We start from the raw sequence: 21,004 nt of genomic DNA, 5'->3' as shown, positions 1-21,004 counted from the left end.
GTCGACTTGTGTGCGATGGCTCAGCCGCCAGTGTGCGGCCTCCACCACCCTTGTGGCCAGGGTCCTCCGTCCCATGCGCGGCGGGGCGGGACCTCGATGCCCGGCGGGCGCGGACCTCGGCGCCCGGCGGGGCGGGACCCTCGGTGCGCGGCGGGCGGCACCTCAGTGCTTGGCGGGCAGGAAGCCGATCCGCTCGTACGTCTGCGCCAGCGTCTCCGCGGCGACCGCGCGGGCCTTCTCCGCTCCCTTGGCCAGGACAGAGTCCAGCGTCTCCGGGTCGTCCAGGTATTCCTGGGTGCGGGCCCGGAACGGCGTGACGAAGTCCACCATGACCTCGGCGAGATCCGTCTTCAGCGCGCCGTACATCTTGCCCTCGTAGCTCTTCTCCAGGTCCGCGACGGACGTGGAGGTGAGCGTGGACATGATCGTGAGCAGGTTGGAGACGCCCGCCTTGTTCTCCGGGTCGAAGCGGATCACCGTGTCGGTGTCGGTGACCGCGCTCTTGACCTTCTTCGCGGTGACCTTCGGGTCGTCCAGGAGGTTGACGAGGCCCTTCGGCGTGGACGCCGACTTGCTCATCTTGATCGTCGGGTCCTGGAGGTCGTAGATCTTCCCGGTCTCCTTGACGATGTGCGGCTTGGGGACGGTGAAGGTGTCGCCGAACCGGCCGTTGAAGCGCTCCGCGAGGTCGCGGGTCAGCTCGATGTGCTGGCGCTGGTCCTCGCCGACCGGGACCTCGTTGGCCTGGTAGAGCAGGATGTCCGCGACCTGGAGGATCGGGTACGTGAAGAGGCCCACGGTGGCGCGGTCGGCGCCCTGCTTCGCGGACTTGTCCTTGAACTGGGTCATGCGGGAGGCCTCGCCGAAGCCGGTGAGGCAGTTCATGACCCAGCCGAGCTGCGCGTGCTCGGGGACGTGGCTCTGGACGAAGAGGGTGCAGCGGTCCGGGTCGAGGCCGGAGGCCAGCAGCTGGGCGGCGGCGAGGCGGGTGTTCGCCCGCAGCTCGGCGGGGTCCTGCGGGACCGTGATGGCGTGCAGGTCGACGACCATGTAGAAGGCGTCGTGGGTCTCCTGCAGTGCGACGTACTGACGGATCGCACCGAGGTAGTTGCCGAGGTGGAACGAGCCTGCCGTGGGCTGGATTCCGGAGAGCGCGCGAGGACGATCAGAGGCCATGCACATCATTCTCTCAGGTGTGGGAACCGATCCCGGACTGCCGGTGTATCAAGAGTGTGAGGACACGGGAGGGGGGCCTGGTCGACGACGAGGCCGTGGTGATCGCACGGGTGCGCGCCGGAGAGCCGGAGGCGTACGCGGAGCTGGTCCGCGCGCACACGGCGGTCGCCCTGAGGGCGGCGGTGGCGTGCGGTGCGGGCGCGGAGGCCGAGGACGTGGTGCAGCAGGCCTTCTTCAAGGCGTACCGCTCGCTCGGCCGGTTCCAGGAGGGCGCGGCGTTCCGGCCTTGGCTGCTGCGGATCGTCGTCAATGAGACCAGGAACACAGTGCGCTCGGCGGGCCGGCAGCGCGCCGTCGCCGACCGCGAGGCGGACCTCCTCGGCGGGGAGCCGCGGATACCGGAGTCGGCGGATCCCGCGGTCGCGGCCGAGGAGCGGGAGCGGAGCCGGCGGCTCCTCGACGCCCTGGACGGTCTCACCGAGGACCACCGGCAGGTGGTGATCCACCGCTACCTGCTCGAACTGGACGAGCCGGAGACGGCCCGGGCCCTCGGCTGGCCGAAGGGGACGGTGAAGTCCCGGCTGAGCCGGGCGCTGAAGAAGCTGGGACTCGCGCTGGAGGAAGGCCGGGAGGGAGGTGAGGGGCATGGATGACGAGCGTCTGCCGGACGAACTGAGGGAGCTGGGACGGCGGCTGCGGGTGCCGGACGTGGACGGGGAGACCATGGCCGAGCGGGTGCTCGCGCGGCTCCTCGCCGAGCAGGTCCCGACGCCGGTGGCCGTGCCGGCGTTCGTGCCGGCCGGGAGCCGGTGGGCGCGCGGACGGCGGTGGGCGCGCGAGCGGTGGCGGGCGCTGCTGGCCGGCCTGACCGGGGTGCTGATCGTCCTGGTGCTCACCCCGCCGGTGCGGGCGGCGGTGGCGGACTGGTTCGGCTTCGGAGGGGTCACCGTGCGGTACGACCCGGACGGGCGCGGTGCCCCGGCCGGGGGCGCGGTGCCGGGGTGCCCGGAGCCGGTGTCCCTGGCGGAGGCCGGGCGCCGGGCGGGCTTCGAGCCACTGATACCCGGGGCGCTCGGCGCGCCGGACGCGGTCGCGGTGACGGGGTCGGCCGAGCGGGGCCGGGCGGTGATCAGCCTGTGCTGGCGGGACGGGGAGCGGACGGTGCGGCTCGACGAGTTCCCGGCCCGGCTGGACATCGGCTTCGCCAAGCAGGTCAGGACGCAGCCGGAATGGGTCGACCTGCCGGACGGCGCACAGGGCTACTGGTTCGCGGCCCCGCACCTGCTGACGTTCCCGATGACGGACGGGACGGGCACGGCGTGGACCCACGAGGTCCGGACGGCGGGCCCCACGCTCCTCTGGACGAGGAGCGGGGGTGCGCTCACCTTCCGCATGGAAGGCATACCGGACCGCGAGGAGGCCCGCCGAACGGCGGAGTCGACGGGCGGATAGCCGGGACCGGGCGGTCCGGGTGGCCGGGACCGGGCAGGCCGACCGACCGGGGCCGGACGGGCCGGGTCGGTCGGGGCCGGACAGGCCGGGCAGGCCCGTCCTGTCGGGTCTCCCCGGCCCCGGACGGGGCGCTCCCCGGTACGGGCGGCCGGACCCGGTCTGAGGGGTTTCCCGGCCGGGTGGCCGGACCCGGTCTGAGGGGTCTCCCGGCCGGGTGGTCGGTCAGGTCGGGAGGCCCGGGGCCGGGTGCGCGGCCATCAGGTCGGCGACCTCGGCTCGGACGGTGCGGAGGGCGTCCTCGTCGCCCTTGCCGGCCGCCGTGACGCCGCGGTCGATCCAGTCGGCGACCTGGCCCATGTGCGCGGTCGTGAGGCCGCGGGAGGTGAGGGAGGGGGTGCCGATGCGGATGCCGGAGGGGTCGAAGGGCTTCCGGGGGTCGTAGGGGACGGTGTTGTAGTTGACGACGATGCCCGCCCGGTCGAGGGCCTTCGCGGCGATCTTGCCCGGGACCTGATTCGGGGTCAGGTCCAGCAGGATCAGGTGGTTGTCGGTGCCGCCGGAGACCAGGTCGAAGCCGCGGGCGAGGAGCGCCTCCGCGAGGGCCTTGGCGTTGGCGACGACGGCGTGGGCGTAGTCACGGAAGGAGGGCTGGGAGGCCTCGCGGAGGGCGACGGCGATGCCGGCGGTGGTCTGGTTGTGCGGGCCGCCCTGGAGGCCCGGGAAGACGGCCTTGTCGAGCGCTTTGGCGTGCTCCTCGCGGCACATGAGCATGGCGCCGCGCGGGCCGCGCAGGGTCTTGTGGGTGGTCGTGGAGATCACGTCCACGTGCGGGACCGGGGACGGGTGGGCGCCGCCCGCGACGAGGCCGGCGATGTGGGCCACGTCGGCGACGAGCACGGCGCCGGCCTCGCGGGCGATCTCGCCGAAGGCGGCGAAGTCGATGGTGCGGGGCAGCGCTGTGCCGCCGCAGAAGATCACCTTCGGGCGCTCGGCGAGGGCCAGTTCGCGGACCTGGTCGAAATCGATGAGGCCGGTGTCCTGGCGAACGCCGTACTGGACGCCGCGGAACCACCTGCCGGTGGCGGAGACGCCCCAGCCGTGGGTGAGGTGGCCGCCCATGGGCAGCGCCATGCCCATGACGGTGTCGCCGGGTTCGGCGAAGGCGAGGTGGACGGCGAGGTTGGCCGGGGAGCCGGAGTAGGGCTGGACGTTGGCGTGGTCGACGCCGAAGACGGCCTTGGCGCGCTCGACGGCGAGGGTCTCGATCTGGTCGATGTTCTGCTGGCCCTCGTAGTAACGGCGCCCGGGGTAGCCCTCGCTGTACTTGTTCTGGAGGACGGTGCCGGAGGCTTCGAGGACGGCGGCGGAGACGTAGTTCTCGCTGGGAATGAGGCGCAGGGTCTCGGCCTGGAGTCGTTCCTCGGCTCCGACGAGGGCGGCGAGCTCGGGATCGGCGGCGGCGAGTGCGGGGTGCTGCGGGGCGTATTGCGGGGCGCTCATGGCGGGGTCCTCCGGGCGTCGGTGGGTCCCGGGGCACTGCGTGGGAGGCGCGGCGCCACGCGGGACTTTGGTCCCGTGACGCCCAGGCGGGCGGCGTCCCGTGTGGTTGCCGCGCACGGCTCCCCCGGGGTCGCTTCCCCGTACGCCAGTCGCCGTGCGTGTTCTCAGCGTAGCGGGCGCGCCGCGCGCGAGGTTTCCCGGTCCGGCATCCGAGCGACGATAGAAACAGGGGCCACACCCCTTCGGCGGGTCCATCCCGCGAGCCGCAGGACGAACGGAGATCCCGTGTCGAGCACCCAAGACGCGATCGCTTCGGCGGAGGCGCACAGCGCTCACAACTACCACCCCCTGCCCGTCGTCGTCGCTTCGGCGGACGGCGCCTGGATGACCGATGTCGAGGGGCGCCGCTATCTCGACATGCTCGCCGGATACTCGGCGCTCAACTTCGGGCACGGCAACCGGCGTCTGATCGACGCGGCGAAGGCCCAGCTGGAGCGGGTGACGCTGACCTCGCGCGCCTTCCACCACGACCGGTTCGCCGAGTTCTGCACGCAGCTCGCGGAGCTGTGCGGCAAGGAAGCGGTGCTGCCGATGAACACCGGCGCGGAGGCGGTCGAGACGGCCGTGAAGACCGCCCGGAAGTGGGGGTACGAGGTGAAGGGCGTGCCGGACGGGCACGCGAAGATCGTGGTCGCGGCGAACAACTTCCACGGCCGGACCACGACGATCGTCAGCTTCTCCACGGACCACGAGGCACGGGACCACTACGGGCCGTACACGCCGGGGTTCGAGATCGTGCCGTACGGGGACCTGACGGCGATGGAGGCGGCGGTCACCGAGAACACGGTGGCGGTGCTGATCGAACCGATCCAGGGCGAGGCGGGTGTCCTGGTCCCGCCGGCCGGCTATCTGGCGGGGGTGCGGGAGCTGACGCGCCGGCGGAACGTGCTGTTCGTGGCGGACGAGATCCAGTCGGGTCTGGGCCGGACGGGAAGGACGTTCGCGTGCGAGCACGAGGGTGTGGTGCCGGACGTGTACGTCCTGGGGAAGGCGCTGGGCGGCGGGGTGGTGCCGGTGTCGGCGGTGGTCGCCGACCGTTCGGTGCTCGGGGTGTTCCGGCCGGGTGAGCACGGTTCGACGTTCGGCGGGAACCCGCTGGCCTGCGCGGTGGCCCTCGAGGTGATCGCGATGCTGCGGACGGGCGAGTTCCAGGAGCGGGCGGCGGAGCTGGGCGAGCACCTCCACGCGGAGCTGGGCCTCCTCGTGGGCGGCGGTGCGGTGGAGGCGGTGCGCGGGCGCGGCCTGTGGGCCGGGGTGGACGTCACGCCGTCCCGGGGCACCGGCCGGGAGATCTCGGAGAAGCTGATGGAGCGGGGTGTCCTGGTGAAGGACACCCACGGTTCGACGATCCGGATCGCGCCGCCCCTGGTGATCTCGAAGGAGGACCTGGACTGGGGCCTGGAGCAGCTGAGGGGCGTGCTGTCGGACTGAGGCCGGGCCGGGCCCCGAGGGCGGGGCGGTCAGAGGATCACGTGCGGGAGGAAGCGGGCGTACTCGTCGGTGACGAGGCCGGCCGACTCCCGGATGCCGAGTCCCGCCGCCTCGTCCTCGACGACCCACGCGCCGAGCACGACCCGGTTGCCGTCGAAGTCGGGCAGCGGGGCCAGCTCCTGGTAGCAGCAGGGTTCCCCGTCCCGTACGAACGGCTCCGTGCCGGCCTCGTGCAGGGTGACGCCCGCGCCCTCGCGGCCGAGCAGCGGCTTGGCCACCCAGCCGGCGGTCGTGGCGAGTTCGCGCGGCCCGTCGAGGTAGGCGGGCAGCAGGTTGGGGTGGCCGGGGTACAGCTCCCAGAGGATCGCGAGGAGCGCCTTGTTGGAGAGCAGCATCTTCCAGGCGGGCTCGATCCAGCAGGTCGTGCCGGTGCCGCCGCCGTTGTCGAGGGTGTCCAGGACGTGCCGGCCGAAGCGGTCGGTGGTCAGCCACTCCCACGGGTAGAGCTTGAAGCAGCTGCGGATGAAGCGGAGCCGGTCGTCCACGAAGCGGCGGGAGAGCCGGTCCCAGCCGATCCGTTCGACGGAGAGCGCCTCGGTGGCGAGTCCGGCCTGCTGGGCGGTCTCGCGCAGGTACGCGACCGTCATCAGGTCCTCGCCGAGCTCGTCGCCGTCGGAGTGGACGAAGTGGACGGGTCCCGGCGGCAGCAGGGGTGCCTGGCGCTTCCAGGCGGCGACGAGGCGTTCGTGGAGGGAGTTCCACTGGTCGGCGCCGGGGAACCGCTCCTCCATCCAGAACCACTGCGGGCTGGCGGCCTCCACGAGCGAGGTGGGGGTGTCGGCGTTGTACTCCAGCATCTTCGCCGGGCCCGTACCGTCGTAGTGCAGGTCGAACCGACCGTAGAGGGAGGGGAGTTCCGCGCGGCGGCGCCAGGACTCGGCGACCCGGGCGACGAGCTTCGGGTCGGTGATGCCGAGCTCGGCGAACCGGTCCCGCTCGACGATGTGCGCGGCCGCCGCCAGGCACATCGCGTGCAGCTCCTCGACGACCTCCTCCAGGGCCTCGACCTCGGGCAGGGTGAAGGAGTAGTAGGCGCTCTCGTCCCAGTACGGGCGCAGCGTTCCGTCCGGGTACCGGGTCAGCGGGTAGACGACCCCCTGCTCCTCCACCGTCTCCTGCCAGCCGGGCCGGGGTTCGATCGTGTGCCGTTCCATGTGCCGGGCCCTCTCAGCCGCCGCCGGAACCGGAGCAGCCGAAGCCGCCGGTGTCGACGGCCGTCTTGTCGAAGCTGCCGCCGCTCACGCGGTTGTCGCGGACGGAACCGCCGTAGTAGTACGAGCCCCGGTGGGTCGTGCCGTCGTCGTCATCGCTGCCGCCGCTCTCGCACCGGTAGCTCGGCAGTTCCTCCCGGGTCAGCGGGTCCACGCACCGCTTGTCCGGCTCGGAACCGCACGCGGTGATCGTCGCCGCGAGCACACCCATCCCGCCGAGCACCACCGTGCTCGACCTCAGCCTCCGCATGTGCGTCGCCCTCCCCTTCGCGGTCGCGACCTCCACGGTCACGGCCTTCACGGTCACGCTTGTCGCGTTCACGTCTGTCGCGACCGCACAGTGTAGGCCGGTGGTTTCCGGCCGCACGTCCTAGAGTCGTTTCGTGCTTCTCGGGATGATTTGTGCGCTCGCCTCGTCCGTCTGTTTCGGCACGGCCTCGGTTCTCCAGGCGATGGCGGCCCGCGCCGCGACCCCGGGGACCGGTGGCGGCGTCGACGTCGCGCTGATGTGGCGGGCGCTGCGGCAGTGGCGGTACGTCGTCGGCCTCGGCCTGGACGGTCTGGGCTTCGTCCTGGAGATCGTCGCCCTGCGGACGCTGCCCATCTACGCGGTGGGAGCCGCCCTCGCCGCGAGCCTCGCGGTCACCGCGGTCGTCGCCTCCCGGGTGCTGGCGGTGCGGCTGCGCCGGGTGGAGTGGGCGGCCGTGGCCGCGGTCTGCGCCGGGCTGGCCCTGCTCGCCCTCGCTTCCGGCAAGGAGGGGCACCGGGACGGCTCGGAGGCGCTCCGGTGGGCGCTGCTCGCGACCGCGTTCGGCGTGCTGCTGCTCGGCGTGGTGGGCGGCCGGCTGCCGGACCGGCCGCGCTCGCTGGTCCTCGGCCTGGGCTCGGGCTTCGGCTTCGGGGTGGTGGAGGTGGGGGTGCGGCTGATCGACGGCGTCGACTTCGCCGATCCGGTCCTGTACGCGGTGCTCGTGGGCGGCGGGGCGGCGTTCCTCCTCCTGACCTCGGCGCTCCAGCGGGGTTCGGTGACCACGGCGACGGCGGGCATGGTGCTCGGCGAGACGATCGGGCCGGCGGTGGTCGGGGTGGTCTGGCTCGGGGACCGTACGCGGGAGGGGCTCGGGTGGTCGGCGGTCGCCGGCTTCGCCGTGGCCGTGGCGGGTTCCCTGGTCCTGGCCCGCTTCGGCGAGGCACCGGCGGTGGACCCCGCCGGGGACCCGGGCGACGCGGCGGTCACGGAGCCGGGCCCGGGGCGCGGCGGGCCCTGACGTTCCCGACGGGCCCTGGCGTCCCGACGGGCCCTGGCGTCCCGACGGACGCCGGCATTCCCCCGGCGTGCCCCGAGGGGTGGTCTCCTAGGGAAGGATCCGGCAGAGGCTCTGGAGGGCGCCCTGCCAGGCGCTGTCCGGCGGTGTGGCGTAGCCGACGACGAGGCCGTCCAGGGTCGCGGGGACCGTCGGGCGGCGGAACTGGTCGACGCCCTGCACGGCGAGGCCGTTCCAGGCGGCGGCCCGCAGAACGGCCTGTTCGGCGCCGGGCGGCAGGGCCAGGACGGCGTGGAGACCCGCCGCGATCCCGCTCACCCGGGTCTCGGGCGAGTGCGCGGCCACCGCCGCCACCAACTGGTCGCGGCGGCGCCGGTAACGCAGCCGCATCGCCCGTACGTGCCGGTCGTACGCCCCCGAGCCCAGGAACTCGGCGAACGCCAGCTGGTCCGGCGTGCCGGACGACCAGTCCACGGCCCCCTTCGCCGCCGCCACCTCGCCGGCCAGGCTCTCCGGCAGCACCATCCACGCCAGCCGGAGGCCGGGGGCGAGCGACTTGCTCGCCGTGCCGAAGTAGACGACCCGCTCGGGGTCGAGGCCCTGGAGCGCGCCCACCGGCTGCCGGTCGTAGCGGAACTCCCCGTCGTAGTCGTCCTCCAGGACGAGGCCGCCGGAGGCCCGCGCCCAGTCGACGACCGCCGCCCTCCGGTCGGGCGGCAGGGCGCCGCCCAGCGGGAACTGGTGGGCGGCCGTCATGAGGACGGCCCCCACCCGGTCCTGTCCGGACAGCTCCTCGACGCGGGTGCCGCGTTCGTCGAAGGGCAGGACCGGGGTACCGAGTCCCGCTCCGGTGAGCAGACCGGCGTGGAGGCCGAGCCCGTACGACTCGACCGCCACGTCCCGTACGCCCCGGCTCCGCAGCACCTGGCCGATCAGCATCAGTCCGTGCACGAAGCCCGCGCAGACGACGATCCGTTCGGGCCTGGCGTGCACGCCCCGCGTGCGGGCGAGGTACTCGGCGAGGGCGGTGCGCAGTTCGATCCGGCCGCGCGGATCCCCGTACCCGAAGGCCTCGTTGGGGGCGGCGGTGAGTGCCCGCCGGTACGCCTTGAGCCACTCGGCGCGCGGGAAGGACGCGAGGTCGGGGGTGCCGGCCTTGAGGTCGTGCGCGGGCGCGGCGGACCGGGGCAGGGAGAGCACGGGGGCGGAAGGGGAGGGGGCGGGGGGCTGCCGTACCGCCGTACGGGGTTCGGCGCGGCGGGCGACCCGGGTGCCGGAGCCCTGCCGGGCCGTCAGCCAGCCCTCGGCGACGAGTTCGGCGTAGGCGTCGGCGACGGTGTTGCGGGCCATGCCGAGGTCGGCGGCGAGCGTCCGGGAGGAGGGCAGCCGGGTGCCCGCCGCCAGGCGCCCACTGCGCACGGCCTCCCGCAGGGCGTCCATGAGGCCGGCCCGCAGGCGCGGGCCACGGAGTTCCAGATGGAGGTCGGTGCCGGAAGTGGCCCACTCGTCTGCCATGGAAATGGACCATACTCCTGCGCCACCCGGCTCGTACGGTGACGTCATGACCACGAACACCACCCTCACCGAGACCGCCGACCGCACCGCGTACGCCCACGAGCACGCCCCGCGCCTCCCGCTCGCCGAGCGCGTCCCCGAGTTCTACCGGGCGATGCTCCGCCTGGAGACGGCCGCCGCGAAGGACATCGACCCGACGCTCTACCACCTGATCAAGATCCGGGCGTCCCAGGTCAACCACTGCGCGTTCTGCATCGACATGCACACCAAGGACGCGCTCGCGGAGGGCGAGACCGTGGAGCGGATCGTGCAGCTCTCCGCCTGGCGGGAGTCCCGGCACTTCTACACCGAGCGGGAGCTCGCGGCCCTCGCGCTGACCGAGTCCGTCACCGTCCTCACCGACGGCTTCGTCCCCGACGAGGTGTACGCCCAGGCCGCCGCCCACTTCGACGAGATCGAGCTCGCCCGGGTCATCGGCGCGATCGTCGTCATCAACGCCTGGAACCGGATCGCCGTCACCACCCGGATGGTGCCCGGCCACTACACCCCCCGCTCCGCGTGAGCGGGGGCGGAGACGGGGGCGTGAAGGCCGGGGTCCTGCGCGCCCTCCACCGGGACCGGGCCGCCGGCGATCCGCTGGTGCTGCCCGGACCGTGGGACGCGGTGAGCGCCCGCTCCTTCGAGGCGGCCGGGTTCCCGGCGCTCGCCACACCGAGCGCCGGGGTGGCCGCGTCCCTCGGGTACGAGGACGGGGCGACGCCGGCGGCGGAGATGTTCGCCGCCGTGGCCCGGATCGTCCGCGCGGTCTCCGTACCGGTCACGGCGGACCTGGAGGGCGGCTACGGGCTGCCGGCCGAGGAACTGGTGGAGCGGGTAAGGGAGTCGGGGGCCGTCGGGGTGAACCTGGAGGACACCGGCGAGGACCGCGAGCTCAAGGACGCGGAGGCGCACGCCGAATGGCTGGCGGAGGTACGGGCCGCCGCCGGTCCCGGGCTCTTCGTCAACGCGCGCGTGGACGTGTACATCCGCCGGGCGGCCGACCCGGTGGAGGCGGCGATCGCCCGCGCCCGGCGCTACGCGGAGGCGGGTGCGGACTGCGTCTACCCGATCGGGGCCCCGCCCGCCGACCTGCCGGTACTGCGCGCGGCCCTCGGCGACCTCCCCCTCAACGCCCTGGCGGGACCGGGCGACCCGCCCTTCGCGGAACTCGGCCGGCTGGGCGCGACCCGGATCACCTTCGGCGACGGGCTGCTCCTGCGGGCGCGGGACGACCTGGCGGCGACGGCGGCGAAACTGAGGGACGCGGGAGCGCTCTGAGGAGCTCGGGGAACGGGGCGGGCCCCCGAGGCCTCGCCTCGGGGGCCGGTGCGGCCGGTGCGGCCGGTGCGATCAGTACGCGCCGGGGCGGAAGAACGCCAGTGCCACGCGGAGCACTTCGCGCTGCTTCGGCCACGCGCTCTCCGGGCCGGCCGCCAGGATCGCGTAGTGGTTGCCGTCCTCGGCCGTGAACGCCCGGTCGACGACCTTGCGGCGGCTGCCGTCGTCCCGGGTGTACGCGTAGACCAGTTCGGCGGAGTCGGCCGGGGCGCCCGCCTCGCCGGTGACCCGTTCGAGGCTGATCTCCTGGTAGCCGGGCTTGTTGGCCCTGCCGTCCTCGGAGGCCCCGCGCAGGGCCTCGTACGGGGTCAGTCCGGCCTCCGTGACCACGAAGACCTGGAGCAGGCTCCTGCGGTCCGGCGCGTTGTAGAAGACGCCCTGGTCGGACTCGGTGCGGTCCCAGCCCTCGGGGACGGCGACCGTGAAGCCCTTGAGGTCCTCGACGGCGCGGTAACCGGGCGGCGGCACGTCGTCCGTGGGAGCGGTGGACGTGCCGGAGGGCGACGGCGTGTCGGAGGCGGGAGCGGTGGCCCCCGTGGCCCCGGTGGTCTCCGGGACCACCGGGACGGAGGCCGGCGGGCCGCCCGCCGCAGGGAGCCTGGCGTCGTCCCCGCCCCAGAGCAGCCAGCCGCCGACGGAGCCCGCCGCGAGGACGGCCACGGCGACCCCTGCCACGACCGCCGCCCGCGCGCGTGGCCGGGTCGCCGGGGCGGCCGTGCCAGAAGCGGGATACTGCCGGCCGCCCGCCCCGGGCACGTACACGGAGACCTGCGCGGGAACGTGGTCGGGGTCGTACGTGAACTCCGGCGCGTACTGCGGCGCTTGTATCGGCACGTGTCCCGGAACGTGATCCGGGGCGTATTCCGGCGGGGGCGGTGGCGGGGGTACGACGGGGCCGCCGCCGGCTCCCGTCGCGGGAGCGGGGGGCGTGCCGCCGCTCTCCCAGCTCTGCGTCTCGTCGTTCCAGCGGGCCCCGCCCCCGCTCCCGCCCCCGTAACCGCTCATCTCACCCTCCGAGCAGGGTGCCGACGGCCTGCCCGACGGTCACCCCCGAGGCGAGGATCCCGGTGACCGCGCCCGCGTCCGTGAGGGCGCGGCGCAGCCGGGTGAGCCGCCCCGCGTCGGCCCGTCCCGTGCCCTCGATCTCGTCCTCGGCCTCGGCGAGTTCGGCGTCCAGGACGGCCGTCTGCTCGGAGGGGACGATGCCGCCGAGGTCGGCGCGGAGCCGGCGGATGGCCTGGAGCAGCGCCTCCTGCTCCGGGTCGCGGGCCGGCTGGGCGCCGTTCACCGTGTGGGTGACGGTGTTGTGGTCGCCGATGGTGACGCTGCCCCCGGTGTTGGTGACGTGAATGCCGCCAGGAGCGCGGACGTCAGGGGTGCCGTTCCCGGTCTCAGCCACGGTTGCCTCCGGTCGTCGCGGTGGTGAAGCTCTTGTTGGTGACGGTGTTGTGGTTGCCGAGGGTGACGTTGCCCCTGGTGTTCTCGATGAACGTGCCGCCCTCGGCGACGTGCACGATCTTCTGCTCGAACTCGGCGGTCTCGTAACCGGCTTCGCGGAGCGCGACCGTCACGCCGTTCGCGACCCGGTCCTGCACGCTCTTCAGGTAGCGGCTGACGTCCATCTCCTGGAAGAGCGAGGCCTCGTCGTCGGAGCCGAGCTCGCGGATCGAGACCTCGGGTCCCTCGGGCAGCGCGTTGGCGTGTCCCGCGGTGAGCAGCCGCCAGCCGTGGCCGAGCGAGCGCCCGACGGTGACCAGGGCCTGGCCGGCGGAGCGCGGGGTCTGGCCCAGGGCCCAGACCGCCTTGCCGAAGTGGTGGTTGTGCCGGTAGCGGTGGGCGATCCGGTCGGCGTACCGGTAGAGCGGCTTCACCGGCCGCAGGACGTGCGGTGCCACCTCCAGCATCAGCATCCCGCCCTGTGTGTGCACGCGGACGAAGACGGTGGTGACGATCTCCTCGCCCCAGCCTCCGACCCGGATGCGCAGGAAGTGACGACGGGTCTCGCCGCCCTCCTCGATGGCGCCGGAGCGGTGCGTCTCGAAGCCCTCGGGGCTGTACGGGGCGGCGCCGCGGGCCGGCAGTCCGTCGACCGGCAGGAAGACGACCTCGTCGATCTCGAGCTCGCGCAGCCGGTCCCGTACGGCGGCCTGGATCCGCGGCGAGCCGTGCGGCGAGGGCACGCGCAGCGCCTCCACGAGCGGGACCACGTGCCGCATGATGGCGCTGTTGTCGAGCGGCTCGGGCTCCGTGCCCTCGAGGTTCTTCCGGGGCCGCAGCTCGACGGAGAGCGACCAGGGCTCGTACGGTTCGCCGGCGCCGCAGAACGGGTCGTCGGCCCCGTACATGACGATCCGCGCGTGCTGTTCGGTACGGATCCGGTCGCGCAGACGGCGGGACCTGGCGCCCTCGGCCTGCTCGGCCGGATCGGAGCGCTGGTCGGGGAAGCGGTCCCGGGACAGCTCCTGGGTGAGCGCGCGGGCGAACTGACCGCGCTGGGTGGCCACCGCCCAGGCCACGAGGAGCGGCACGGCGACGGTGATCCACACCTCCAGCGGTCCGATGCCCCACATCTCCTGGGCGGCGAGGCTCACCGCGAGGTCGAGGAACTCGCCCGTCTCGGAGACCTCGCCGAGGAATCCCCCGTCGGATCCCCCGGACTCCTCGTCGCCGAGGGCGAGGAAGAGGAGGAACAGGGCGGACTGGAGGAGCATGATCCGTCCGTACCAGCGCAGGACGAAGGCGGGGACGAGACGGTAGACGGGGGCGTCGGCCGACCGGCCGCGGACCCAGCGGGCCAGGCCGAGGATCAGGAACGGCGCGATGAGGAGGGCGATCAGACCCTTGGTGAGCGGGAGCGCGATGATCCAGAGGGCCAGGATGCCGACGGCCCAGCCGAGTTCGACGCGGCGGGCGCGCAGCGCGTGGGCGAGGACGCGGCTCGCGTCGTAGCCGAGCGAGGGGGCGGCGAAGCGCTCCTCGTGGATGTACAGCTGGTCGATGACCGCGTCGCGGAAGGCGTCGTCGAGGTACGTGCCGGCGCAGAGCAGCCGGGTCGCCTCGCTGGAGGCCGGTAACCGGCGCGGGTCGACGGCCGGCGGCGCGTGGGGCGGCCGGCCGGGCTGCTGCGGAATGGACGACTGCGTCAAGGCTCCCCCGATGATGTGCGACTGTCCGCGCGCGGCCTGCCCGGCCGCGAACCGGTGGGTCAGCATAGGGGAGGTGGGGCCTCCGTGTCGGCACGAAAAACGGCGCCCCCGGTCCGTACGGTCGGTCGTACGGTCCGGAGGCGCCGAGAGTGTGGAGCCGGGCTCTGACGAGCCGGACCCGGGTGGGCCCGACCCGCATGCGAGCGGACCCGGGTGGGCCCGACTCACGTACGAGCGGGCCCGGGTGAGTCCGGATCAGGCGTGAGCCGACTCGGGTGGGGCCGGGCTCAGATGAGGCCGAGCTCGCGCACCGCGTCGCGCTCCTCGGTGAGCTCCTTCACGGAGGCGTCGATGCGGCTGCGGGAGAAGTCGTTGATCTCCAGGCCCTGGACGATCTCGTACTTTCCGTCGGTGCAGGTGACGGGGAAGGAGGAGATGAGGCCCTCGGGGACGCCGTAGGAGCCGTCCGACGGGATGCCCATGGAGGTCCAGTCGCCGGCGGCGGTGCCGTTGACCCAGGTGTGGACGTGGTCGATGGCGGCGTTCGCTGCGGAGGCGGCGGAGGACGCGCCACGGGCCTCGATGATCGCGGCGCCGCGCTTGGCGACGGTCGGGATGAAGGTGTCGGCCAGCCACTGCTCGTCGTTGACGACCTCGGCGGCGTTCTTGCCGGCGATCTCCGCGTGGAAGACGTCCGGGTACTGGGTCGCCGAGTGGTTGCCCCAGATGGTGAGGCGCTTGATGTCCTCGACGGAGGCGCCGGTCTTGGCGGCCAGCTGCGACAGCGCGCGGTTGTGGTCCAGGCGGGTCATCGCGGTGAAGCGCTCGGCCGGCACGTCCGGGGCGGCGGCCTGGGCGATCAGGGCGTTGGTGTTGGCCGGGTTGCCGACGACGAGGACCTTGATGTCGTCCGCGGCGTGGTCGTTGATGGCCTTGCCCTGCGGCTTGAAGATGCCGCCGTTGGCCTGCAGCAGGTCGCCGCGCTCCATGCCCTTGGTGCGCGGGCGGGCGCCGACGAGCAGCGCGACGTTGGCGCCCTCGAAGCCCTGGTTCGGGTCGTCGAAGATGTCGATGCCCTTGAGCAGCGGGAACGCGCAGTCGTCGAGCTCCATGGCGATGCCCTCGGCGGCCTTCACGCCCTGCGGGATCTCGAGGAGGCGCAGCTTGACCGGCACGTCCGCGCCGAGCAGGTGGCCGGAGGCGATGCGGAAGAGCAGCGCGTAGCCGATCTGGCCGGCCGCGCCGGTCACGGTGACATTCACGGGAGTGCGGGTCATGGCGATCTCCGTAAGACAGCTGGCGGTGGGGGGTCCCTGCCCCGGGTTCCGGACGTCCCTTCGTGATCGACGATCGACGATCGATCGCTGTGATCGATCGGTGTCTCGACGTGAAGAGATTTCCAGCGGTCAGGCTATCCGACCCGGGGCCCCGCGAACCCCCACACCCTTGTGGTCCGGCTCACTGCCACCCGTCCGAGGCTGCGCTGTCCGTCAGTTCGTGGTGCAGGCCTCGCGCCCGTTCGCGAGTGTGCCGCAGGCGCGCGCGTCGGCGCCGGAACCGACCGCGACCATCGGCGTGTACGCGTCGGTCTCCGCCGCCGTGCCGGCGTCCTGGGCGACGGTGGCGCGCCGCTCGGTGCCGCCGGCCTCGACGGCCACGGTGTCCCCGGGGGCGGCCCCGGTGATCCGGGCCCAGGCCGCCGCGCAGGTCTCGCTGTAGCGGACCTCGACCTGGGCGGCGCCCACGCGGGCGCGTGCGACGGTGGTGGCGAGGGCTCCGCCGCACCCCATGGCCTCCGGGTCCTGGCCGTCGCAGTCGGGCCCCACGCACGTCACCCCCGCGGGGAGGGTGGCGGGCCGGGTGACGGGTGGGGCGGTCGTGGTGGGCGGGGCGGCCACCGGTTCGCCCGCGCCGTCGGAGCCGCCCAGGTCGACGAGGAGCAGGGCGGCGGTGACGACGAGCAGGGCACCGACGATCCCGGCGGCGTAGAGCAGCACGGCCCGGCGGCGGGAGGCGACGGCGGGGGTACGGGGCGCGGGCCCGCCGGAGTCGGAGGTGGGGGTACGGGGCGCGGATGCGGGCGCGGCGGCCGAGTCCGGGGCACGGACAGGGGGCGCCGACGGGTCCGGGGCCGAAGTCCGCGCCGGGAACGGCCTGTCGATGCGCCGGATCTGCATGGTGCGGTCACTCCCGCCCCCGGCACCATCGACGTCCCTGTCACCGTCGACGGCCTCGCCCTCACCACTCCCCGCCCCGGCGACGCCCTTCGAGCGGTTCCACCCTCGGTCCGCACGCTCCCAGTGGGTCGCGAGGTCCGACGGGTCGCTTCCGGTCACGTCGGCGAGTGCCACGACCGCGCCCCGGGGGGCGGGCAGACGCGCGTTCAGGTAGCCGTCCCAGGCGGAGCGTTCGTGGCCGGTGCGCTCGGCGACCGCCGTGATACCGAGTCCGCTGCGGTCGATCAGGCGGCGGAGCCGTTCCGTGAACGCGCGAACCTCCGGGTCGAGTTCGTCCGGCAGCGCCTTCCAGCCAGGCATGTGCGGTCCCCCTTGTCCCGTGCTCCCTCGACTTCCGCGACTCCCGAAGGATGGCAGGTCCGGGGGCGACGCGCGCCCCGGATGCGGAGTCGAAGTGGCGGAATGGTCACTTCCGTGCCACAGCGCGCCGACGGACCTTGAACCAACCTTGGCACGTACATGACCCTTGATCACGACGGCGCCCGCCCTCCCACGGGGGAGAGGGCGGGCGTCGTCGCTCACGCGGTCCGGTCGGGACCTCCGGTCCGGGTCGCCGTGAGGCTAGGTCACCGTGAGGTGGAGGATGTCCTCCAGGAACGGGATCTTCAGCCAGGGCTTCGGCTGCACCATGAGCGCGAGCAGCACGATCAGGCCACCCATCACCCCGTACGTGATCATGTCCGTGAAGCGGGACCGTACGGCCAGCATGCCCACCGAGGGCAGTACCCGGCGCATCACGGCCCCCACGAGGAGCGCGGCCCCGATCAGGATCGCTCCGATCCTGAAGGCATGCGGGAACGGGTCCGTACCCACCACGAGCAGACCGAGCCCGGCGAGCCCGAGCACGGTGAGCAGCGGCCACTGGCGCGCGGGCGCCGAGGCGTCGCCGGGAGCCGCCCGGCCGCCGCCCTCGGGCCGCGCGGTACCGGTCGTGACGATGGACGGCCGCCGCCGCGGACCGCCACCGGAGGCAGCGGAACCGGAAGCGACGGAAGCGTCGAAGGCGACGGAGGCGAAAGCGCCGGCCTCGGACTCCGTGCCGTTCGCACCGTTCGCGCCCTCCGCCCCGCCCGGCTTCCCGTTCCCGGGTGTCCCCGGGGTCCCGGCGGTCACGTCAGAGCGCCGCGGCCGCGCGCTCGGCGGCCTCGACGACGTTGACGAGGAGCTGTGCCCGGGTCATCGGACCCACACCGCCGGGGTTCGGGGAGATCCAGCCGGCCACCTCGGCGACGTCCGGGTGGACGTCTCCGAGGATCTTGCCCTCGGCGTTGCGCGAGACGCCGACGTCGAGGACGGCCGCGCCCGGCTTCACGTCCTCGGGCTTGATCAGGTGCGGCACGCCGGCCGCGGCGACGATGATGTCGGCGTTGCGCAGGTGCGCGGAGAGGTCGCGGGTGCCGGTGTGGCACTGGGTCACGGTGGCGTTCTCGGAGCGGCGGGTGAGGATGAGCGGCATCGGGCGGCCGATGGTGACACCGCGTCCGACGACCACGACCTCGGCGCCGTTGATCTCCACGCCGTGCGCGCGCAGCAGGGTGATGACACCGTTCGGCGTGCAGGGCAGCGGGGCGGGCTCGTTGAGGACGAGCCGGCCGAGGTTGGTCGGGTGCAGTCCGTCCGCGTCCTTGGCCGGGTCCATCAGCTCCAGGATGCGGTTCTCGTCGATGCCCTTGGGCAGCGGGAGCTGGACGATGTACCCCGTGCAGGCCGGGTCCTCGTTGAGCTCCCGTACGACCGCCTCGATCTCCTCCTGGGTGGCGGTGGCGGGCAGCGTGCGCTGGATCGAGGCGAGGCCGACCTGCGCGCAGTCCCGGTGCTTGCCGGCCACGTACTTCTGGCTGGCCGGGTCGTCGCCGACCAGGACCGTGCCGAGTCCGGGCGTGAGGCCCTTCTCCTTGAGGGCCGCCACACGGACGGTCAGATCGGACTTGATCGCGGCTGCGGTGGCCTTGCCATCGAGAATCTGGGCGCTCATGGAGACATCCTCCCGGATGACCCCCGCCTTGTTCCAATTCGCTCGCACCGAGGGGCCCGCCGGGCGCGACGAGAGGTTGCACTTGCACAACTCCGGTACGTATCGACTGGACAAGAAGTCGACGGTACGACCACGATGATCCGCGAAGTACCGCGGAAAGTGCCGGGGGGAATCCGCTCACATCCCGTGAAAAGTCCTCCGCGCGGGCCGCGTCGTCCCCGCACAGAGAGATTCACGGAGGAATCCCGCGATGAGCTTCGGTGACCCGAACAACCCCTACGGCCAGCAGCAGGGCCAGGGCCAGCAGCCCGGTTACGGCTACCCGCAGCAGGCCCCCCAGGGCGTGCCGCCGCAGCAGGGCGGCTACGGCTACCCGGCCGCTCCGCCGGTCTCCCCGTACGGCGGCGGTGGCTACCCGGGCGCGGTCATGGAGATGCCGGGCGGGGTGAAGGCGAACCGCGTGATCCTGTGGATCCTCGGCGTCCTCCAGGCGCTGTTCGGCCTGCTCGCCGTCGTGGCCAGCGGCTGGCTCGCCGACCAGCTCGCCAGCTCCCCCGAGCTCGACGGCCAGACCCAGGACGTCTCCTCGATCCTGGCCGGCACCATGATCGTCTTCGGCATCATCGGCATCGCCTTCGGCGTCTGGGCCATCATCATGGCGGTCAAGATCCGCTCCGGCGGCAACGGCATCCGCATCTCGGGCATCGTCTACGGCTCGCTGGTGACCCTCGGCAGCCTCGTGAACCTGCTCGGCGCGAACGTCTTCGCCCTGATCAGCCTCGTTCTCGGCATCCTGCTCATCGTCTTCTTCGCGAAGGGCGACGCCGCGGCCTGGTTCAAGCGGAACCAGCAGCAGTACTGAGCACCACACGCGCCGAGGGGCCGGGTTCCGTACGGAGAGTACGGAACCCGGCCCCTCGACCGTTCCCCGCGGATGCGCCCGCGGTGCGCGTCACACCCTCTTGAGGACCGCGAAGCCGTCCGAGCGGTACGTGATCTCGTACCGGGCCTCCGGATGCAGTTGCGAAGCCAGCTGCACCGGGTCCGAGACCTGCTGCGACCAGCCGCGCAGGTCGTAGGCGAGATAGTCCGGGGTGGCACCCTTCGACGTGCCCACCCAGTAGACCCGGTGGTCCGCCGTGAGGTGCGCGAGGAGCGACACGTCCGCCTCCACGCTGACGCCCTCCGGCACCGCGGCGACCGCGGCCCGCGCCTGCTCGGCCCGGGTGTCGGCCCGGTACGTCTCCGGCTTCAGGAGCTCCCGCAGCGGCAGGTTCGCGGCGAGGACGAGCGCGACCGCCGTCGCGACCGGGACGACGACCTTCCCGTACGAGGCGAGCCACGCGCGCGGGGAGGTGCGTACCGAGCGGACGCCGTCCACCAGGGCCAGGAAGACCACCGGCATCAGGATCGCGCTGTAGTGCCAGTGCATGCCCCAGTGGTTGGGGTCCTGGGAGAGGAAGCGCCAGCCGAGGGTGGGCAGGACGAGCAGGATCAGCGGGGAGCGCAGCGCGAGGAAACCGGTGATCGCGAGCAGGAAGAACACCATCTCCCAGCGCTCGCCGGAGGCGAGGGCGTCGCCGACGACCTGCCCGAAGGAGGTCTCGGCGCCCTCCCCGGTCTTCTCGATCTTGGACCAGTAGTCGTACTCGCCGACCCGGCTCGCCGCCGGGATGAGGACGAGGACCGTCAGCGCGAAGGCGGCCGCGCCGAAGCCGGCCATGGCCGCGCCGAGCCGCTTCTGCCCCTTCACGAAGAGGACCACGCCGACCATGGACACGGTGAGTCCCATGTCCTCCTTGACGAGGACGAGCGGCGCCGACCAGGCGACGGCCGCGGTCCAGCGCCCGAGGAGCAGGGCCCGGCAGGTCAGGGCGAGCAGCGGGACGGCGAAGGCGATCTCGTGGAAGTCGGACTTGACCGCCTCCTGGAGTCCCCAGGAGAGCCCGTACGCGACGGCGAGTCCGATGCCGGCGGCCCGGCTGCCGAGGACCTGCTGGGTGGTGCGGCCGACGACGACGGCGCCGGAGGCGAAGAGCGCGGCCTGGGCGAAGAGCAGGGAGACCGGCGACGGCCAGATCCAGTAGAGCGGCGCGAGCAGCGCGGTGACCGGGCTGAAGTGGTCGCCGAGTATGTGGAAGCCGGGGCCCTTGATGTCGACGACGGGGGCCCGGAACTCGGCGTACGCCCGGACGGACTGCCCGAAGATGCCGAGGTCCCACGACGGGGTGCGGAAGTGCGCGTACTGCACCCAGGAGTAGAGGAAGTACAGGCCGCACAGGACGGCCGCGAGGATCAGGTACGGGCGGAGCGGGGCCGGGGAGAGGCCGTCGGGGGGCTCGGTGCCGACGGCGCCGGGAGCGCCGGTGGCGGCCTCCTCGGCGGACCTGTTCTGTACGTCCAACACCACGCCCCCACCACCAGTGGTCGACAGTCGACAAAAGAGCAACCCATTAGACCAGAGACCACCCGATCGGCGGATCCGTCGCCGCCGGTCCTCCCGGAGCGCGGAACGGGGCGGGGCCCCCCGGCCCCCCCCGGGGCCCGCGGGCGCCCCCCCCGCCCGCCCCCCCCCCGGGCAAGGGTAGACACCCCGGCC

Annotated in this window: 20 protein-coding genes and 1 riboswitch; of the genes, 7 read left to right on the top strand and 13 right to left on the bottom strand. The window is 73.2% G+C overall.

Going from position 1 to position 21,004, the window contains the following annotated elements:
* Window positions 1–162: 162 nt before the first annotated feature.
* Entirely contained in the window at window positions 163–1,176 is a 1,014-nt protein-coding gene (gene trpS, locus ACFWUY_RS11505) for a tryptophan--tRNA ligase (RefSeq protein ID WP_384105603.1), read from the bottom strand.
* A 56-nt stretch (window positions 1,177–1,232) separates the two neighbouring features.
* Between trpS and ACFWUY_RS11500 the strand changes: the two genes are divergently transcribed.
* Together ACFWUY_RS11500 and ACFWUY_RS11495 are read left to right on the top strand one after the other, a co-directional pair.
* A complete protein-coding gene (locus ACFWUY_RS11500) occupies window positions 1,233–1,829 on the top strand; it encodes an RNA polymerase sigma factor (protein ID WP_384105600.1) in 597 nt (198 codons plus the stop codon).
* Window positions 1,822–2,628 carry a hypothetical protein gene (locus ACFWUY_RS11495; RefSeq protein WP_384105597.1) on the top strand — a complete coding sequence of 269 codons (807 nt, stop codon included), beginning with the start codon at window positions 1,822–1,824 and terminating at the stop codon, window positions 2,626–2,628. The genes ACFWUY_RS11500 and ACFWUY_RS11495 overlap by 8 nt, the downstream gene beginning before the upstream one ends.
* 222 nt (window positions 2,629–2,850) lie before the next feature.
* Here ACFWUY_RS11495 and glyA read toward each other — a convergent pair whose 3' ends face one another.
* Window positions 2,851–4,128: a serine hydroxymethyltransferase gene (gene glyA, locus ACFWUY_RS11490; protein ID WP_384105594.1), complete on the bottom strand. Its 1,278-nt coding sequence runs from the start codon at window positions 4,126–4,128 to the stop codon at window positions 2,851–2,853.
* A 73-nt stretch (window positions 4,129–4,201) separates the two neighbouring features.
* Window positions 4,202–4,291, bottom strand: a riboswitch (ZMP/ZTP riboswitch).
* Window positions 4,292–4,413: 122 nt separating this feature from the next.
* Between glyA and rocD the strand changes: the two genes are divergently transcribed.
* Window positions 4,414–5,619, top strand: a complete 1,206-nt coding sequence (gene rocD / locus ACFWUY_RS11485) for an ornithine--oxo-acid transaminase (protein WP_384105591.1) — start codon at window positions 4,414–4,416, stop codon at window positions 5,617–5,619.
* 29 nt (window positions 5,620–5,648) lie between these two features.
* On the opposite strand, the gene ACFWUY_RS11480 is transcribed toward rocD, so the two are convergent.
* Together ACFWUY_RS11480 and ACFWUY_RS11475 are read right to left on the bottom strand one after the other, a co-directional pair.
* Window positions 5,649–6,833, bottom strand: coding sequence for a glutathionylspermidine synthase family protein (locus ACFWUY_RS11480; RefSeq protein ID WP_384105588.1), 1,185 nt, complete (start codon window positions 6,831–6,833; stop codon window positions 5,649–5,651).
* Between the two features lie 13 nt (window positions 6,834–6,846).
* Window positions 6,847–7,140 (bottom strand): hypothetical protein, encoded by a 294-nt coding sequence (locus ACFWUY_RS11475; RefSeq protein ID WP_384106087.1) that lies wholly within the window; start codon window positions 7,138–7,140, stop codon window positions 6,847–6,849.
* A 145-nt stretch (window positions 7,141–7,285) separates the two neighbouring features.
* Between ACFWUY_RS11475 and ACFWUY_RS11470 the strand changes: the two genes are divergently transcribed.
* Entirely contained in the window at window positions 7,286–8,158 is an 873-nt protein-coding gene (locus ACFWUY_RS11470; protein ID WP_384105587.1) for a hypothetical protein, read from the top strand.
* Window positions 8,159–8,245: 87 nt separating this feature from the next.
* Here ACFWUY_RS11470 and ACFWUY_RS11465 read toward each other — a convergent pair whose 3' ends face one another.
* Window positions 8,246–9,670: a PLP-dependent aminotransferase family protein gene (locus tag ACFWUY_RS11465; protein ID WP_384105584.1), complete on the bottom strand. Its 1,425-nt coding sequence runs from the start codon at window positions 9,668–9,670 to the stop codon at window positions 8,246–8,248.
* Window positions 9,671–9,716: 46 nt separating this feature from the next.
* Between ACFWUY_RS11465 and ACFWUY_RS11460 the strand changes: the two genes are divergently transcribed.
* Window positions 9,717–10,232, top strand: coding sequence for a carboxymuconolactone decarboxylase family protein (locus ACFWUY_RS11460; RefSeq protein WP_384105581.1), 516 nt, complete (start codon window positions 9,717–9,719; stop codon window positions 10,230–10,232).
* Window positions 10,233–10,252: 20 nt separating this feature from the next.
* Complete coding sequence (locus ACFWUY_RS11455; RefSeq protein WP_384105579.1) at window positions 10,253–10,987, top strand: isocitrate lyase/phosphoenolpyruvate mutase family protein; 735 nt, start codon at window positions 10,253–10,255, stop codon at window positions 10,985–10,987.
* A gap of 72 nt (window positions 10,988–11,059) precedes the next feature.
* Here ACFWUY_RS11455 and ACFWUY_RS11450 read toward each other — a convergent pair whose 3' ends face one another.
* The 7 genes from ACFWUY_RS11450 to ACFWUY_RS11420 all read right to left on the bottom strand — a co-directional run bounded on the left by ACFWUY_RS11450 (window position 11,060) and on the right by ACFWUY_RS11420 (window position 18,405).
* Window positions 11,060–11,881: a hypothetical protein gene (locus ACFWUY_RS11450; protein WP_384105576.1), complete on the bottom strand. Its 822-nt coding sequence runs from the start codon at window positions 11,879–11,881 to the stop codon at window positions 11,060–11,062.
* A gap of 172 nt (window positions 11,882–12,053) precedes the next feature.
* Entirely contained in the window at window positions 12,054–12,446 is a 393-nt protein-coding gene (locus ACFWUY_RS11445) for a hypothetical protein (protein ID WP_384105573.1), read from the bottom strand.
* Window positions 12,439–14,259, bottom strand: coding sequence for a hypothetical protein (locus ACFWUY_RS11440; RefSeq protein WP_384105571.1), 1,821 nt, complete (start codon window positions 14,257–14,259; stop codon window positions 12,439–12,441). Before ACFWUY_RS11440 ends, ACFWUY_RS11445 begins: the two co-directional genes overlap by 8 nt.
* A 221-nt stretch (window positions 14,260–14,480) precedes the next feature.
* The gene (locus ACFWUY_RS11435) at window positions 14,481–15,470 is read right to left on the bottom strand and encodes a malate dehydrogenase (protein WP_384105568.1); all 990 of its coding nucleotides are present in this window, start codon (window positions 15,468–15,470) and stop codon (window positions 14,481–14,483) included.
* A 213-nt stretch (window positions 15,471–15,683) separates the two neighbouring features.
* Entirely contained in the window at window positions 15,684–16,730 is a 1,047-nt protein-coding gene (locus tag ACFWUY_RS11430; RefSeq protein WP_384105565.1) for a DUF2690 domain-containing protein, read from the bottom strand.
* A gap of 261 nt (window positions 16,731–16,991) precedes the next feature.
* Window positions 16,992–17,543, bottom strand: a complete 552-nt coding sequence (locus ACFWUY_RS11425) for a DUF3017 domain-containing protein (RefSeq protein ID WP_384105563.1) — start codon at window positions 17,541–17,543, stop codon at window positions 16,992–16,994.
* Window position 17,544: 1 nt separating this feature from the next.
* Complete coding sequence (locus tag ACFWUY_RS11420) at window positions 17,545–18,405, bottom strand: bifunctional methylenetetrahydrofolate dehydrogenase/methenyltetrahydrofolate cyclohydrolase (protein WP_384105560.1); 861 nt, start codon at window positions 18,403–18,405, stop codon at window positions 17,545–17,547.
* Window positions 18,406–18,655: 250 nt separating this feature from the next.
* Here ACFWUY_RS11420 and ACFWUY_RS11415 point away from each other — a divergent pair, with 250 nt between their 5' ends.
* Window positions 18,656–19,267: a hypothetical protein gene (locus tag ACFWUY_RS11415; RefSeq protein ID WP_384105557.1), complete on the top strand. Its 612-nt coding sequence runs from the start codon at window positions 18,656–18,658 to the stop codon at window positions 19,265–19,267.
* Between the two features lie 90 nt (window positions 19,268–19,357).
* Here ACFWUY_RS11415 and ACFWUY_RS11410 read toward each other — a convergent pair whose 3' ends face one another.
* Complete coding sequence (locus ACFWUY_RS11410; protein ID WP_384106084.1) at window positions 19,358–20,812, bottom strand: DUF2079 domain-containing protein; 1,455 nt, start codon at window positions 20,810–20,812, stop codon at window positions 19,358–19,360.
* Between the last annotated feature and the right edge of the window lie 192 nt (window positions 20,813–21,004).

Source organism: Streptomyces sp. NPDC058664 (assembly GCF_042716635.1).
GTDB lineage: Bacteria > Actinomycetota > Actinomycetes > Streptomycetales > Streptomycetaceae > Streptomyces.
This window is presented reverse-complemented; position numbering and strand designations above follow the sequence as displayed.